Origin of the sequence: Sagittula salina (assembly GCF_017813235.1) — a bacterium.
Taxonomy (GTDB): Bacteria; Pseudomonadota; Alphaproteobacteria; order Rhodobacterales; family Rhodobacteraceae; genus Sagittula; species Sagittula salina.
The window spans coordinates 334,495-350,511 of record NZ_JAGISH010000001.1; the positions used below are offsets into that span (position 1 = coordinate 334,495).

Sequence of the window (16,017 nt, forward strand, 5' to 3'; positions counted from 1 at the left end):
CGGTTTGAAAGGCTTTCCCGCGCGCGACCCTTGCCCGGTCAATCTATGAGGGACGCCATCATGGCGGACGGAAATACCCTCAGGTATGAAAGATTCTTGCATGCGCGGTTTTCGCGCGGCTCGACGGGTGGCAGGCGCCACGTTAGCGTTAGCATATTCGCTGGTGACAGAGTGTCGCAGCGAGGCTAACGTTTCGCAGACCGCCCGGGGAGGGGCGGACGGAACCGGTCCGAACCAACGGGCCGGTCCAACTTGGAGGAGATAATATGAAAAAGGCGCTTTTGGCGGCGACCGCGATCGCGGCGCTTGCAATGCCTGCTTTTGCAGAGCGTTATGTTATGATTACCCACACTCAGGGCACCGACCCCTTTTGGCCCGTCGTGGAAAAGGGCGGCAAGGATGCCGCCAGCGCCGTGGGTGCGGAGCTGGAATACAACTATGATGCGTCCGGTGACATGTCCGGTATGGCGAAGCTGATCGAGGCCGCCGCCGCCACGCAGCCCGATGGCATCATCGTCTCCCTGCCCGACGCCGATGCGCTGGGCGGCGCCATTCGCGGCGCGGTAGATGCGGGAATTCCCGTCATCACCATCAACTCCGGTCTCGAAGCCTCCAAGGACGTGGGCGCGTTGATGCACATCGGTCAGCCGGAGAAGCTGGCGGGCACCTCTGCCGGCGAGCGTGCCAAAGCCGAGGGCGTGACCCACGGGCTCTGCCTTAACCAGGAGGCCTATAACACCGCGCTGGCCGACCGCTGCCAGGGCTACTTCGACGGCCTGGGTGCCGAGCTGAACATGATCGACGTCTCGAACGACGTGGCCCAGATCAAGACACGGACCGCTGCGGCCCTGCAGGCGGACGAAAGCATCGACGGTCTGCTGGCCACCGGCCCGCACGTCTGCGAAGCTGCCGCCGCCGCGGTGGCCGAGGTCGGTGCCGACGTGCACCTCTCCTGCTTTGACATGAGTCCGGGCGTGATCAACCTGATCAACGACGGTGCCGTGCAGTACACCATCGACCAGCAGCAGCGCCTGCAGGGTTATCTGCCGGTCATCTTCCTGCATCTTTACAACACCAACGCAGGGATGCTGCCGGGTGTCAACGTGCCGTCGGGTCCGGGCTTCGTGGATAGCTCGAATGCCTCTGCAGTGGCCGAGCAGGCCGGCGTGAACCGCTGACAACCGCCCCGGTTCGTCCCCGAAAGGCGCGGACCGCAGGCTGGCAAGGCCGGGGGGACAGACGGATACGCCTGTCCCCCTTTTTAACAGGCATTACCCGCCCTTCATGGGGCGCACGTCAGGACACAAAGGGGGGAAACCCATGTCTGATCGCAGCGAAGCGGACAGGCTGAGGCAGGAAAGCACTCTGCAGAGGCTTCTGCGCAGGCCCGAGATCGGCGCCTTCTCGGTGATGGTGGTCATTGTGGTCGCGCTGGCCTTCGCCTCGGATTTCAAGGCCTTCAACCCGCTGGGTCTGAAAAACAACATCGCCATCATCGCGCAGTACGGCATTATCGCCACCGGGGCGGCGGCGCTGATGATCGCGGGGGAATTCGACCTCTCCATCGGCTCCATGATCGGCTTTACCGGCATGATCATGGCGATGGTGCTGAAATACGGCTTCACGCCGCTGGGCATCCCGCCGGGCCTGCCCGTCGCCGCCTTCATGATCGCCATGACGGCTGCGCTGTGCCTCGGCTGGCTGATCGGCACCATCGTGGTGCGGTCGGGGCTGTCGTCCTTCATCGTGTCGCTCGCCTTCCTGTTCTTCCTGCGCGGCGCGACAGAGGCATCGTTCCGCATCATCAACCAGTCGACGCAGATCTCCGGCCTGCCGGACTTCAAGCAGGAAAGCTGGTTCGCCGAAATGCTGGGCGGCGAGGTCTTTGGCTGGATCTATGACATCTGGTTCACGTTGGGGGGCAACCTGAACCGCAAGGGCGAACAATGGGTAAGTGGCTTTGACGCGCGCTTCCTGTGGTGGCTGGTGATCGCGGGCGCGGCGTGGTTCGTGCTGTCGCGCACCCAGATAGGCAACTGGATCTACGCCACCGGCGATGACAAGGACGCCGCGCGCGCAAACGGCGTTCCGGTGAACAAGGTCAAGATCGGGCTTTTCATGTTCACCGCCTTCTGCGCCTGCATGTTCGCCGCCTGCCAGGTGTTCGACACCAACACAGCCGACGCGGCCAAGGGCAACCTGCTGGAGCTTTTCGCCATCGCCATCGCGGTGGTGGGCGGTACGCTGATGACGGGTGGTTTCGGGTCCATCCTCGGCGTGGCCTTCGGTGCCATCACCGTCGGGCTGGTGGCCAACGCGGTGTTCTTCATCCCGTGGATCGACGGGTCGTGGTTCCGGGTTTTCGTCGGCACCATCCTTCTGGCGGCGGTCTTTGCCAACGAACGCATCCGCAAACGCATCACGGGAGGAATCTGAGGTGGCTGTTCCGTATCTCAAGGTCGAGAACCTCGTGAAGAAGTTCGGCCCCTTCACCGCGCTGAACGGCGTCAATCTCGCGGTCTACCCCGGCGAGGTTCACGCGCTTCTTGGCGACAACGGGGCGGGCAAATCGACTCTGATCAAGACGCTGGCCGGCGTGCATCGCCCCACCTCCGGCCAGCTGTACATCGAAGGCAAGCCGGTGAATTTCCGCAGCCCCCGCGATGCCACGGCGGCGGGGATCGGCACCGTCTATCAGGATCTCGCGCTGAACCAGCTGATGAGCGTCACGCGCAACTTCTTCATGGGACGGGAGCTGAAAGGGCCGCTCGGGATCCTGCGGATGGCGGAAATGGACCGGATCGCGCATGACGAAATGGCAAAGATCGGCATCAACTTCAGCGACCCGACGCAGGCGGTCGGCACCATGTCCGGCGGCCAGCGCCAGACGCTGGCCATCGCCCGCGCCATCTACTTTGGCGCAAAGGTTCTGATCCTCGACGAACCGACCTCCGCGCTGGGACAGAAGCAGCAGATGGAAGTGCTGAAGACCATTCAGCGGGTGAAGAAGCGCGGCGACATTGCCATCATCTTCATCACCCACAACGAGATCCACAGCCAGTTGGTGGGCGACCGCTTCACCTTCCTCGCGCTGGGGGAAGTCATCGGCGCAGGCAAGGCGGGGGAACTCAGCCACGACGAGATCCGGCGCCTGATGGCTGGCGGGACGGAGATGAAGGACCTCGCCGGCGAACTCGCTGCGATCTGAGCCCTGCGGGGCAAAGTGATGGCAAGGGCGGGGACCGCCCCGCCCTTTGTCATTTGGGGGGCGTAGAAGCACGCGACAGCCTCGGGTCCTCGTCCTAAGGTGCGGGGCGAGTCGCCCCGCAGGAGGGCGAAGCGTCAACCAGAACGCGGCCCCTTGCGCCGCGCAGATACAGGGACCCCACCATGTCATACGTAATCGATCCGCCCGCGCAGCCTTCGCTCCCCGTTGTCAACAGCGAGGCGCGCTTTCCCGTGCGCCGCATCTTTTGCGTCGGGCGCAACTACGCCGCCCACGCGCGCGAGATGGGCAAGGACCCGGATCGCGAACCGCCCTTCTTCTTTACCAAGCCCGCCGACGCGATCATGGAGAATGGCGCCACGGTCCCCTACCCGCCCCAGACGGAGAACCTGCATTACGAAGCCGAACTGGTGGTCGCCATCGGACGAGGCGGGGTGGATATCGCGGAGGCAGACGCGCTGTACCACGTCTGGGGCTATGCCACGGGCAACGACCTCACCCGCCGCGACCTCCAGCAGGTGGCAAAGGACATGGGGCGGCCCTGGGATTGGGGCAAGGCGTTCGACCACTCCGCCGTGGTGGGACCTGTGCACCCGGTCGGGGCGGTCGGACACCTTTGCGCGGGGCCGATCCGGCTGACGGTGAACGGCGCGCTGCGGCAGGACGGCGACCTCAAGGACCTGATCTGGTCCATCCCGGAGGTCATTTCGATCCTGTCGCGCTCAATGGCATTGCGGCCCGGCGACCTGATCATGACAGGCACCCCGGCGGGCGTCGGCGCCGTCACGCCCGGCGATGTGATGGTGATCTCCATCGCGGGCCTTCCGGACCTGACCACCACCATCGGCCCGCGTGCGGGAGGGGCAGCGTGATCCTGCACAACTACTTCCGCTCGTCGACCTCCACCCGGCTGCGCTGCGCGCTGAACCTCAAGGGGATCACGGCGGAGTACGCCGCCTATGCGCTGAAGGAGAAGGCGCATCGCGACCCCGGGTTCCTCGCGAAGAACCCGGCGGGGCTGGTTCCGGTGCTGGAACTTGAGGATGGCACCATGCTGCCGCAGTCGCTCGCGATCATCGAGTACCTCGACGAGGTCCAGCCCGAGCCGCCGCTTCTGCCCGAAGGCCCGGTGGCGCGGGCAAAGGCCCGTGCCCTGGGATACATGATCGCCTGCGAGATCCACCCCCTGAACAATCTGCGTGTCCTGCAACGGCTGAACGCGCAGTTCGGCGCCGATGAGGCGGCGCAGAAGGCTTGGGTCGCCCATTGGATCACGGAGACCTTTGACGCGCTGGAGCTCACTCTGGCGCAGGCACCGGAGACCGGGACCTTCTGCACGGGAGAGGCACCGGGCCTTGCTGATTGTTGCCTCTATGCACAGGGCTGGAACAACCGCCGTTTCGACATCGCGCCGGACCGCTGGCCGACCATCGCGCGCATCCTTGCCGCACTGCAGGGGGTAGAGGCCTTTGCCAGCGCCGCCCCGCCCCGGCAGCCGGACGCGGAATGAGGGCGGACGCCTTGAGGGCGCTGCCTCCGACCCCCCGGGCGTATTTGTGCCAAGAGGACGCCGGGCGCGAGAGCGTTTCCCTTGAGCCTGCCTTTTGTGAAGAGTTCGGGGGCCAATTCCCCCGGCCCGCGCGAGGTCGGTTCGCAGCGAGGCGCAACGCGCCATGACGCGCGACCTTCCCCGGCGTCTGGTGGCGTTGTTCGAGCGCGACCGGCACCCGCTGACGCTCCGGGGGGCCGTGCCGGAAGGGACCGGCCTGCACGAGATGAGCTTTGGCACCGCAAGCGGCGAGCCGGTACGCGGGCGCCTGATGTTGCCGGAGGGGCGCGGACCGCACCCCGGAGTGCTGTATATCCACGCCCACGGCAACCGACCCGATATTGGCGCGGCAGAGCTGACCGAGGGGCGACCGGCGCTGGTGGCGCCGCTGGGAACCAAGTTGTGCGCGCGGGGTTTCGCTGTGCTCTGCATCGACCTGCCGGGTTTCGGCCTGCGCGCCGACGAGCCGGAGAGCGCGCGGGCCAAGGCGGCGCTCTGGCGGGGGCGGAGCCTTGCCGGGCAGATGATCGGGGAGCTTTCGAGCGCCTTTGACTGGCTTGCGGGGCACCCGCAGGTGAACGGGGCGCGTGTCGGGCTTTTCGGGCTGTCGATGGGGGCGACGCTCGCCTATTGGCTGGGCGCGGTTGAGCCGCGCGCCGCCGCCGTCGCGCACCTGTGCTGTTTCGCGGATCTGGCGCCGCTCATCGCCAGCGGCGCGCATGACCGGCACGGACTGTACATGCTGGTTCCGGGCCTGCCCGACGTCGCCTCCAATGGCGCGATTGCCGGGCTGATCGCGCCCCGGCCGCAGTTCGTGGCACTGGGTGACGCCGACCCTCTGACCCCGCCAGCGGCCACGGTCCCTGCCCTGCGCGCGCTTCGGACCGCCTATGCCGCGCGGCCCGACCGGCTGCACCTGCACCGCGAGGCAGGCGGGCACCGGGAGACACCCGCCATGCGTCGCGCGCTCCTGACCTTCCTCGACGATGCGCTCCGGCCTCAGTAATCGCGTTCGAAGAACACGCCGAGGCCGCTTGTTCCGTCTGACCCCACGCGCCCGCGCACCGTCACGCTGGGAGTCAGGGTCAGGTTCAGGTTCACCGTGCTGTTGCCGTCCGCGTCCACCGTCGCCTCGGTATAGATCTTCTCGGAGATGTATTTGCCGACGCTGGCCTGCACGGTGCCATCATCCGCCGTGCCGAGGTCGAGATTGTCGACGCCGAGCCCGGAACGGATGCTGTCCTGCAGGCCCAGCCCCCCCTCGCCCGAAAGCGTGCGGATGGCGGCAGCCAGCTGGACCGCCTGCAACGGCGACAGCGTGTCCACGCCGCGCCCGAAGAGGAAGAAGGCCAGCGCCTCGTCCTGCGGCAGATCCGGCGAGGAGGAAACCGTCAATTCCGGCTGCGAGACCTCCCCCCTGAGCGCGATGGTGATCTCGGTATCCTCCACCACCGTGGTCGCGGCAAAGTTGACATAGGGCGTGAAGCTGCCGCGCATGGATACCTCGCCTGTGGTCAGGTCGAGCCTGCGCCCCAGCAGATCGAGCCGCCCGCGGATCAGGTCGAACTGGCCCACCGGCACGATATCCGCCGTGGTCCCGCGCAGCCGCAGCGAACCACCGAGTTCCGCATCGAGGCCCCGCCCCCGGACAAAGATCCGGTTGGGGGCGCTGACCGTCACGTCCAGCGGGAAGGGCGGCAGCGGCGCACTGGTGCTTTTCTGCGTTTTCGACAGCCCGGCGAAGAGCAGCGTGCGCTGCACGTCCTGCGGCATGTCCTCGTGGCGCAGCCCGTCGAGCGACCGGTAGCTTGGCCCGAGGGAAGGCACGCGGACCTCCACCTGACCCAGATCGATGCGCCCGGCAATGCGGGCTCCGCCGGTCAGCCCGCCGTCGATTGTGATGCGGCCGTTGGCGGTGGTCTCGAAGAGGTCGGCCTTGCGCAGGCCCGCGTCGCCCAGGTCAACCACCAGCTGCGCGGGGAACGGCGCAGAAAGCCCGACCGGGCCGGAAATGCGCAGCGTCCCGCCGGTAGAGAGCCGTCCGGAAAGGTCGAGGTCCGCCCGCCCGCCGGCGAGGGTGACGCCGCCGGACAGATCCTCGACCGAGATGTCATAGGCCGGGGCGGCAAAGCGCGCCCCCGAGGTCGAAACCCGCCCGCTGACAGACGACAGGGCGGGCGCCCCGCGCACTGCCAGGTCGATGGTCAGCACGCCGGACACCACCTGTGGCGCGAGCCGCGCGTTGGCCAGCGCCAGCGGGGCGGAGCCGGTGATATCGAGGTTCATGGTGCCAAAGCTCTGCGCGATGGTGCCGTTGACCCGCGCGCCGATGCCGCCCGGCCCGGAACCTTCGAGGTCCACACGCCAGTCGCCGCCCGAATGCCCCGCCGTACCGCGCAGGCTGACTGTGCCCGGAAGGTCAGGCATCAGCCGTTCGACGCCCGACACGCTGGCATTCAGCGTGAGGGCGGCGGAGTCCGACGCCAGCGATCCGCTTACGGCACCGTTGATGCTGGCGCCGTCCACGGTCAACCGCTCGATCCTGAGGGCGCCCCCGGCGGAGCGTTGCACATCGAGGTCGACCCGCGTGGTGCCGCGCAGGAAGGGGTCCAGTGTCGGATTACCGATCCCGAGGTTCACCGCCGTCAGCTGACCATTCACCGCCACCGGCCCATCAGGCTGCATCACATCGATGTCTGCGTCGAATTGCAGCGAGCCGGAGAGGTTCTGCCCGCTCAGCCGTCGCAGCGCGCCAAGGTTCGGCGCCTCCCCGGTCAGGCGGCCCTGCACCTGCAACTGGCCCTTGGTCAGTCCCGCCACGGTTCCGGTGAAACCCGCCTGCACCGGCCCGGTGAGGGCGAGGCGGTCCACGCGGATCAGCCCCAGCGCGTCGCGTTCGGCGGAAATCCTGAGGTCGAGCGCGCCGGCAAACAGCGGATCCACGGCGGGCATCAAAACCGACACCTGCTGGGAGGAGGCCGAGCCGGAGACCGCCAGAGGCCCCTGCATGAGCGTGCCGTACAGGGTCACATCCGCCTGCGCCGACCCCGACAGCGACCGCCCCGCCAGCCCCGAAAGCGGCGCGAGGTCGGACAGTTGCGCCTGCACGCGCCCGTCGATTTCCAGATCGTCGAGGCCCGTGCCCGAGGCCGTGCCATCCAGCGTCACCCGCCCGACACCGCGATAGTCGAAGGACGACAGCACGTAGCGCCCGCCCTCTTCGCGCGTCGCATCCAGCACTACGCGGCTTTGCCCTGCCAGAAGCGGGTCGATGGCGGGCATGGAAAGGACTACGTCCTGCGTGCGCACTTCGCCGCGCAGATCCAGCGGCCCCTGCATCACCGTGCCGCGTGCGGTCACATCGGCAACCACCGCACCCGAAAGGTCGTGCCCGGCGACCCCGGAGAACAGCGAAAGCTTTGGCAGATCGGCGCGCAGGTGGCCGTCCACCGCAAGGTCGGACAGTGCCGTTCCCGAAAGCGTGCCATCCAGTCGAACCGTGCCCTGCCCCTGGAAGTTGAGGTCCTCCAGGACAAAGCGTTCATCCTGCCCGCGCCGCGCCTTGAAGCTCAGGTCGGACACGCCGTCCAGCAGCGGGTCAACCGCCGCCACGTCGAGCGTCATGTTGACCGTTCGCGCCTCTGCCGCGATGTTGAAAAGTCGCGCGCCGACGCGCCCCTCCCCGGTCACCGTCAGGTTGGCCGCGCCTGACAACGCCCGTCCCGCCACACGCGAAAAGGGCGAGAGCCGCGAGACCTGCGCATCCAGCCGCCCGGACACGTCCGGCCCGTCCAGCCGTGCCGTGTCGACTGTGCCCGCGAAGGCCAGCGTCGCCACATCAGGGATCGCGGCGTTCAGGTCCACGGTCCATGCCGTACCCTGCTGTCGGGCTTTCACGGTCAGGTCGCTTTCGCCCGCCACCCCCGGCAGGACCAACGCCGTGTCCAGCAGTTTCACGTCCAGATCGGCACGCCCCTGCCCGGAGGCCAGCGCCGCCGTTCCCTCGATCCGGGCGGCACCGGTGGCGACCCGCAGGAGGTCCGCATGAAACCCGGTCGCATCGCGCCGCGCCTCTGCCCGCAGCGTGCCGACGCCGGTCAGCAGCGGATCGACCGCCGCGATACCCGTGCGCAAGTCCACCGTGCGCCCGTCGAGCGCAATGTCGAAGGCGCCGGTCAGCGGCTCCGCCCGGCCGGTGATCCCCAGCGCGGCGGCGCCGGCGAGATCCGTGCCCGCGATTTCCGCAAACCGCTCCAGTCGCTCGGCCTTCAGGGTGACGTCGGGGGTGATGACGATATCGAGCGTGTCGATACCGGCAACCTCGACCTGACCCGTCAGCCCGTAGTCCGCGCCGGCAAGGTCCAGCTCGCGCAGCGTCAGCGGTGTGCCCTGCCGCCAATCGAAACCCAGCTTGCCCGACAGCCTGTCGCCCACAGCGCGCGACAACACGTCATCGGCCAGCACCAGCCCTTGCGCATCAAGATCGAGTACGCCGGACACCTGCCCGGTTTCGCGCGCGATTTCGCCGCCGCCGGTGAATCCCAATTGCTCCATCCGCAGGCTGCCCGCCCTCTCGAAGCCCGCGACCTGCGCCCGCAGCTGCCAGCCATTGCCCTTCGCCGCGTCGAAGATCCCCGTCAGGGTGACGCGTTCGACGCTTGTTTCAGGACCCGCCAGCGGCAGCACCACGCGATCGCCTTCGGGGGGGGTGATGCGGCCCTGAAGGTCCAGCCGCTCCGGCCAGCCGTCGGCACCGACGCGGGCATAGCCTTCCAGCACCAGCGCCTGCGCGGCAAGCCGCATCTCGGACAGCTCCACAGTTCCGTCCGGCTCCTGCACCACTTCGGCCGCCAGTTGCAGATCGTTGCCGAGGAACTCGCGGTACTGCGGCGCCACCAGCGCGGCCACGTCGCCGCCTACATCGAGCCGGAAGCGTTTTTCCCCCTCGGCGCCGTCGGCACGCAGAACCACCGTACCCGAAAGCCGTTCCTGCCCATCGGTCGCCAGCGCCATCTGCGCCTCGAAATCATCGACCGGAGCCTCCCCCTTCAGGGTCAGCTGCATTGACGGCAGCCCCGGCACCCCCAGCGCGTTCACCACGAGGCCATTCTCGGGCTCCGCCACGGTGAGGTCCAGACCCAGCACCCGCGTCGCATTGGAGTACCGGCCGTCAAGCGCGATGGTTCCGCCCTTGTCCTGACGCTCGATCTGGAGCTTCGCCTCGCCCTCGCCGCCCGCCAACGCGGCGGAGCCGGTGACCGTCAGCACGGCGGCCTCGCCCATGACAGCCTCGCCCAGCGTCACCTTGTCGAGCCTGAGTTCCTCCAGCACCAGCGCCACCGGCAGGTCCGGCAGGGCAAAGGAGGACTTCGCCTCCGGCGTGGGCGCCTGCGCGGGTGCCTGTGGCAGGCGCGGCAGGTCCAGCGATTTCATGGAGATCTCGCTGATGTCGACCCGCCCCCGCAGCAGCCCGGAACGGTCCCATTGCAGGCCCACGTCCTCCGCCGTCAGCCAGACGCCCTGCGGGTCGGCGATGGTGATGCGATCGACCGTGGCCCGCGACGACAGCGCGCCCTGGAACCCCTCCAGCCGCACCGTCATGTTGTCGTTCGACAACGCGTCCTCCAGCAGTCCCTGGATGAATCCGCGGTCGTCCTCCTGCGCCGCCGCCGTCAGCGGCCAGAGCAGGGTCAGGCAAAGCATGAGCCAGCGCATCAGAAAGATTGTCCAATCCCGATATAAAGTTGCACCCCATCGCCGGTATCGCCGCCCACCGGGGCCGCGACGTCGAACCGGATGGGTCCGACAGGGGTGGCGTAGCGGACGCCCAGTCCCGCGCCCGAATGCCACGACCCGCTGTCGTCATAGAAAGACTCCGGTCCGATGTAGCCGGTGTCGGCAAAAGCCACGACGCCAATCTTTGCCGTCACGTCCACCCGCGCCTCCGCCGAGACGCCGACAAAGGACCGCCCGCCCAGCTGCGTGCCGTTCGCGTAGGTGGCATCCAGCGACTGGTAGGGCTGGCCGCGCACGGTGCCGCCGCCACCTGAATGGAACAGGTATTCCGGCGGGGCATTGGCGGCGTCGATGCCGTAAAGCGACCCCAGCTGGAGCCGCAGCGCCATGGTGACGCCGTCATCCTTGCCGAAGGACTTGTAGCCGCGCGCATCCGCCGTGAAATGCATCCCCGACGCATTACCGCCTGAAAGCAGCGTAAAGGGTTCCGTATCGAGCCGGACATAGGCACCCAGTGTCGCATCCGTGGTGCTGTCACGCGTGTCCCAAGTCAGAGCGGAGGGCATGGCGAAGACGTTCAGCCGTCGTACGGGATCGCCGGGCAGGTAAAGGTCGGTGATCTCCGACCGGGACAGGGTGAAACCCAATTCACCGGTAATCGTGTCGGTGAATTCCTGGCTCACGCCCAGCCCCACCTTGACGCTGCGGCTGATGTAGTCGGGTTCTTCCTCGTAGGCGAGTTTCGCCGTGGCGTAGAACAGCGTGTCAGCGCCATAGACGGCGGGTTTCTCGAACCGGGCGGAAAGTTCGTAATCAGGATTCATCCCCGCCGTTCCGGCAAGCTGGCGCACTTCGGCGTCGACGCGGAACCGTTCGGCCCCGCCCAGCAGGTTGCGGTGCAGCCAGAAGGACGACAGCGTCAGCCCCTCGGTGGAACTCAGTTCCGCACCGAAACCCAGACGGCGCGGTTTGCGGTCGGTAACTTCCACCAGCACATCGAGCGTACTGTCGGATTTCGGCTCTTCGTTCAGCACGACAGAGCGGAAGGTTCCCGTGGCGCGCAGCCGCTCGGCCCCCTTCTCGACCGCGTCCGGGTCAAAGGTTTCGCCGCGCGGGATGCCCGCGATCTGGCGGATGCGCGCGGGTTTGACCGCGCTTTGCGTGTCAACCCGCACCTCGCCGAAGGTATAGACCGGGCCGGGATCAACCTGCACCGCGACGTCCAGTTCAGCAGCATCATGGCGCGCCGTGATCTGCTGACCGGTGATGGCAGCCGTGGCGTGGCCCTTCTGCCGCCAGCCGTCAACCGCGTCCTGTGCCGCCGCCCGCACCGCCGTGGCGCGTGCCGGTTCGCCGCTGTCGAACCCTTCTGTTTCGGGCGTACTCTTGGCGCGCGGCGCCACCTGTGCCGTGCCGAACCGGAAGCGCGGCCCCGGCTCCACCACGATCTGTGCGCGAGATATGGCTTTGGGTGCCTCGAAGGGCGGGATCGTCGCCGCCTCTCGCCCGTCGAGCAGGATGCGCACAACGGGGCCGTAGTAGCCCTGCGCATAGAGCGCCTCCACGATGCGGGCGTAATCGCCCTGCGCCGCGGCCAGCACGTCAGCCGCCTGCACGTCCTCGCGGGTTTCCAGCTCGGCCAGCACCGACACCGCCTTGACGCTGTCGCGCACCTCCGGCGCCGCTTCCTCCGGCCATGTGAAATTCACCGCGTCGAAGGCCCCCGCCGTGATCGGCCACAGCATCAAAGCCGCCGCCATGCAGGTCTGCCCCACCCTGTTCCGTCGCACCCCAGTCCCTCACACGTTCGCCGTGGTTTTCCTGACGGTAAGTCTAGTGGAGTTTGTTCCCGAACACAGGGCCATTCCGCAATTTCGGCGGGAACCGGCGCAAATTCGGCGCAGATTTTGTGGCAGGAAAGGCACTTTGTGCCAGAGCTTCCCTGACCGGGCGCAAGGTCAAGCGGATTGGGCGACTAGCCGCGCATGAAATCTTAGGTGGCGAGAGGTCCGGGGCGGGGGGCGCAGGCGGATGCGTCGAACCGATCGGACCGACTCGGGACCGAAGTCGCTATGGAATACAACGAGCGGGGTCGTCAGGGCGGTGCCTTCGGCGGTTAGCGACCCTCCACCTCCGGCACCATGTCCACCGCGTGGCGCGTGGTGTGGGGGCCAGCGCTGCGCAAAGAGCCCTTCACCGGGGCCACGTCGGCGTAGTCGCGCCCGATGGCCACCGCCACGTGATCCTCGCCCACCGCCATGTCGTTCGTCGGGTCGATCTCGATCCAGCCCATTTCTCGACCGCACCAGGCGCGCACCCAGGCGTGCATGGCGTCGGCGCCCTCCAGCCGGGGCCTTCCCTCCGGCGGCTCGGTCCGCAGGAAGCCCGAGACATAGCCCGCCGGCACCCCCACCGACCTGAGTCCGGCAATCATCACGTGGCTGATGTCCTGACAGACACCGCGCCTGCGGGCGAACGCCTCTGCCGGGTCCGTCGTCACCTCCGTCGCGGTGGCGTCGAATTCGAACCAGTCGTGCAGCGCGGTGGACAGCGCCCGCACCGCCTGCAGCGCGGTCGGCGCGGATTGCGTGGTGCGACTGGCAAAAACGCCGATCTCGCCGCCAAGGCTGACCCGTTCGGACGCAGCGGTAAAGTGATGTGGCGACTCCGGCCCGAGCGATGTCTCCGCCGCCACGTCATTGGCAAGCAGCGACAGCGACGGCGAAAGGTCCATGCTTTCCTCGCCTTCGTGCCGCCGTACCCGCGCCTTCAGTCGGAAGGTCACTTCGGACAGGGGCTCCGCAAAGGTGACTGCGACCATGGCATTGCCGAAAAAATCGACCTCTTCGGAGCGCATCGCCGGTTCCGGCACGCAGCTTACCTGCGCCGTCAGCACCTGCTGGCGGGCGTTGTCCATCGGCACCATCCGCAACAGCGTGCGCGCCGCCGTGGCGCGGCTTTCGTAGCGGTAGCGGATCGCGAGGGTGAGATCGTAGATCATCGCTCAGCTCATGTAATGACGGGCGATCATGTCTGAAACCGCCATCAGTCGCCGCCCCGTATCGGTCAGCGCGACGCGGTCCAGTTCGTCCGGCAGGGCGACCGTCAGATCGGTGTTCAGCCGCAAGAGAGCGCGGCCGAGTTCGCTGACCTGCGTGCTGTCGTGGCGGCGTGGCAAGCGGCCCTGATCCTTTAGAAGCCGCGCCACCTGAAAGGCGATGGCGCGCGGGTTGTCCGGGTCGAGCGCCAACAGATCGACCACCGCCGCGCGCCGCGTGACCGACGAATACCGCCGCCGGTAGGCCATCACGCTGTCGCCGATCTCGATGGCGAGGTCGAGCGCGCCGGGCGCGGCCTTCGGGTCGGCGAGATCGGCAAGCAGGGCCGCCATGCCGATGCCGCGTTCGACGGAACGGCCCATGGTCATGAAACGCCAGCCGGAGGCGCGGAACATATTGTCGTTCACGAGGCCGGAGAACCCCGCCAGATGGCGCAGCAGGTCGCCCATGCCACGGGCGGCGTCGTCGGGTTTGAACGGCCGCTCCGCCAGCCTGTCCGCCAGCGCGTGCAACTCGTTCAGAGCGTGCCAGCCGTCCTCGGAAAAACGGTCGCGCACGGTGCCGACGCAATTGAGGGCGGCATCGAACAACGCGCCCAGCCCCTGCGGTACCGTGGCGGTGTACAAATCGCCCCCCATGCCCTGCCGGGCCAGCCCCTTGCGCAGCAGCGGCAAAAGCGCCGGTTCCGGCAGGCCCGCCGCCGTCCCCGCCTCGGCCACCCGCTGATGGTAGGCCCGCAGAGTACGCACGGTATGTTCGGCCCTCTCGACGTAGCGACCCAGCCAAAAGAGGTTGTCGGCGGCGCGGGCGGGCAGCTGTTCCGGAGCGTGCCGCAGAAAGGGCGTGTCGCTGCCCGGGGCAAGGCTGTCTGGCGCGACCTTCGCCTCGGACACCACCCAGACATCCGCCACGGAACCGCCCGATTGCATGGCCAGCGCGGTTGGGTCTTCGGTGCGGCCGATGCGGGCGTAGCCGCCGGGCATCACGTCCCAGCCCTGCGGCGTGCGCACGGCAAAGACGCGGATCACCATGGGACGCGGTACCAGCCGCCCGTGGATCCACGCCGGCGTGGTCGAGAGCGTCACCGCCTCCTGTCCCACCAGCGCATCACCCGCCGCATCGATCCAGTCGCGCACCGCCCCGCGTGCGGTATCGCGGGACCGCACGCCCAGCGCGGTGGTGCCGTGCATTTCAAAGGGCAGTGCGGTCGACATGGCGGGGGCGATCATCATGCGTTCGAGGTGGTCGCGGACATGCGCCCGTTCGCGCGGCTGACCGCACCACCACGTGGCGATATTGGGCAGCATCAGCCGTTCGCCGGTCAGGCGCTGACAGATGCGCGGCAGAAAGGCCATGAGCGCCCGCGCCTCCAGCACGCCCGATCCCAGCGCGTTGATCATCGAGACCTGCCCCGCGCGCAGGGCAGAGACCATGCCCGGGGTCCCGATGGCAGAGCCTTCGTCCAGTTCCAACGGGTCGGCAAAACGCGAATCCATACGCCGCCAGAGCACGCTGACCGGCTCCAGCCCGGCGATGGTGCGCACCATCAGCCCCTCCGGCGTCACCGTCAGGTCGCCGCACTCCAGCAGCAGCATCCCGAGGTAGCGCGCGATATAGGCGTGTTCAAAGTAGGTATCCGTGTGCTGACCCGGCGTCAGGATCGCGGCGTGTCCCGCCCCCTGCCTGCCCTGGGCACCCGCCAGCCCCTGCAGCGTTTCGCGCAGCCCGCGAAAGAAGCCCGCCAGCCGGTGCACGTCAGCCTTCGGGAAAAGCTCCGGAAAGACCCGCGCGGTCGCCATGCGGTTTTCCAAGGCAAAGCCCGGCCCCGAAGGTGCCTGCGTGCGGTCGCCCAGCACGATCCACGAGCCATCCGGCGAGCGGCCGATCTCGAAGGCCAGAACCTGCAGGAAATGGCCCGAGCGCGGCTTCACCCCCACCAGCGGGCGCAGCCATTCAGGGTTCGACGCCACCAGCTGCGGCGGTAGCAGCCCCTGCGCCACGAGGTCGGCGGGGCCGTAGAGGTCCGCCATGATGCGTTCCAGCAGTTCGGCGCGCTGGCGCAGCCCGTCTGCCAGCGCGATCCACTCGGCCTCCGCCACCATCACCGGCAGGTGCGAGAGCGGCCAGTCGCGCACGTCCGACCCCGAGCCGGTGTACTGGCGGTAATAGACACCCGCGTCGTGCAGGTACTGGTCGCCGCGCGCGAAATCTGCGGCCAGCGCCTCCGGCCCACGGGCGGCGAGGTGGTCCACCATGGGCTGCCAGACCGGGCGGATAGATCCGTCGGGGCAGAGCAGTTCGTCCGCCACGCCCTCGGGCGGGCGGTAGCCCTTCAGAAGGTCGCACAGGCGCCGCGCGGCGAGGCTGTCCTCACCCCCGCCCTCCGCCGATCCGGCGCCCGTCCTGTCCTCCCCGCCGCCGTCCGCCATCTGCCTGTCCCGCGTGCC

At 68.0% G+C, this 16,017-nt stretch carries 10 protein-coding genes; 6 read left to right on the plus strand and 4 right to left on the minus strand.

Features of this window, described 5'->3' with window-relative positions; all coding sequences use genetic code 11:
- Positions 1 to 266 precede the first annotated feature (266 nt).
- The 6 genes from J5474_RS01550 to J5474_RS01575 all read left to right on the plus strand — a co-directional run bounded on the left by J5474_RS01550 (position 267) and on the right by J5474_RS01575 (position 5,781).
- A complete protein-coding gene (locus tag J5474_RS01550; protein WP_209358648.1) occupies positions 267 to 1,178 on the plus strand; it encodes a sugar ABC transporter substrate-binding protein in 912 nt (303 codons plus the stop codon).
- Between the two features lie 142 nt (positions 1,179 to 1,320).
- Positions 1,321 to 2,436: an ABC transporter permease gene (locus J5474_RS01555; protein WP_209358649.1), complete on the plus strand. Its 1,116-nt coding sequence runs from the start codon at positions 1,321 to 1,323 to the stop codon at positions 2,434 to 2,436.
- Position 2,437: 1 nt separating this feature from the next.
- The gene (locus tag J5474_RS01560; protein ID WP_209358650.1) at positions 2,438 to 3,208 is read left to right on the plus strand and encodes an ATP-binding cassette domain-containing protein; all 771 of its coding nucleotides are present in this window, start codon (positions 2,438 to 2,440) and stop codon (positions 3,206 to 3,208) included.
- Between the two features lie 182 nt (positions 3,209 to 3,390).
- The gene (locus J5474_RS01565; protein ID WP_209358652.1) at positions 3,391 to 4,098 is read left to right on the plus strand and encodes a fumarylacetoacetate hydrolase family protein; all 708 of its coding nucleotides are present in this window, start codon (positions 3,391 to 3,393) and stop codon (positions 4,096 to 4,098) included.
- Entirely contained in the window at positions 4,095 to 4,736 is a 642-nt protein-coding gene (gene maiA / locus J5474_RS01570; protein WP_209358654.1) for a maleylacetoacetate isomerase, read from the plus strand. Before J5474_RS01565 ends, maiA begins: the two co-directional genes overlap by 4 nt.
- A 163-nt stretch (positions 4,737 to 4,899) precedes the next feature.
- Positions 4,900 to 5,781: an alpha/beta hydrolase family protein gene (locus J5474_RS01575; protein WP_209358656.1), complete on the plus strand. Its 882-nt coding sequence runs from the start codon at positions 4,900 to 4,902 to the stop codon at positions 5,779 to 5,781.
- Here the strand turns inward: J5474_RS01575 and J5474_RS01580 are convergent.
- The 4 genes from J5474_RS01580 to J5474_RS01595 all read right to left on the minus strand — a co-directional run bounded on the left by J5474_RS01580 (position 5,775) and on the right by J5474_RS01595 (position 15,999).
- Positions 5,775 to 10,490: a translocation/assembly module TamB domain-containing protein gene (locus J5474_RS01580; RefSeq protein WP_209358658.1), complete on the minus strand. Its 4,716-nt coding sequence runs from the start codon at positions 10,488 to 10,490 to the stop codon at positions 5,775 to 5,777. The two genes, J5474_RS01575 and J5474_RS01580, sit on opposite strands and share 7 nt — an antisense overlap.
- Positions 10,490 to 12,256, minus strand: coding sequence for an autotransporter assembly complex protein TamA (locus tag J5474_RS01585; protein ID WP_209358661.1), 1,767 nt, complete (start codon positions 12,254 to 12,256; stop codon positions 10,490 to 10,492). The genes J5474_RS01580 and J5474_RS01585 overlap by 1 nt, the downstream gene beginning before the upstream one ends.
- 371 nt (positions 12,257 to 12,627) lie before the next feature.
- On the minus strand, positions 12,628 to 13,512 hold the full coding sequence (locus J5474_RS01590) for a transglutaminase family protein (RefSeq protein WP_209358664.1): 885 nt from the start codon (positions 13,510 to 13,512) through the stop codon (positions 12,628 to 12,630).
- A 3-nt stretch (positions 13,513 to 13,515) separates the two neighbouring features.
- Entirely contained in the window at positions 13,516 to 15,999 is a 2,484-nt protein-coding gene (locus tag J5474_RS01595) for a circularly permuted type 2 ATP-grasp protein (RefSeq protein WP_209358666.1), read from the minus strand.
- Positions 16,000 to 16,017 lie beyond the last annotated feature (18 nt).

Excerpts from the sequence above, each read along its gene's own strand:
- J5474_RS01550 (WP_209358648.1), top strand. The coding sequence starts at position 267 with ATGAAAAAGGCGCTTTTGGCGGCGACCGCGATCGCGGCGCTTGCAATG.
- J5474_RS01555 (WP_209358649.1), top strand. The coding sequence starts at position 1,321 with ATGTCTGATCGCAGCGAAGCGGACAGGCTGAGGCAGGAAAGCACTCTG.
- J5474_RS01565 (WP_209358652.1), top strand. The coding sequence starts at position 3,391 with ATGTCATACGTAATCGATCCGCCCGCGCAGCCTTCGCTCCCCGTTGTC.
- J5474_RS01575 (WP_209358656.1), top strand. The coding sequence starts at position 4,900 with ATGACGCGCGACCTTCCCCGGCGTCTGGTGGCGTTGTTCGAGCGCGAC.
- J5474_RS01580 (WP_209358658.1), bottom strand. The coding sequence starts at position 10,490 with ATGCGCTGGCTCATGCTTTGCCTGACCCTGCTCTGGCCGCTGACGGCG.
- J5474_RS01585 (WP_209358661.1), bottom strand. The coding sequence starts at position 12,256 with ATGCTGTGGCCGATCACGGCGGGGGCCTTCGACGCGGTGAATTTCACA.
- J5474_RS01590 (WP_209358664.1), bottom strand. The coding sequence starts at position 13,512 with ATGATCTACGATCTCACCCTCGCGATCCGCTACCGCTACGAAAGCCGC.
- J5474_RS01595 (WP_209358666.1), bottom strand. The coding sequence starts at position 15,999 with ATGGCGGACGGCGGCGGGGAGGACAGGACGGGCGCCGGATCGGCGGAG.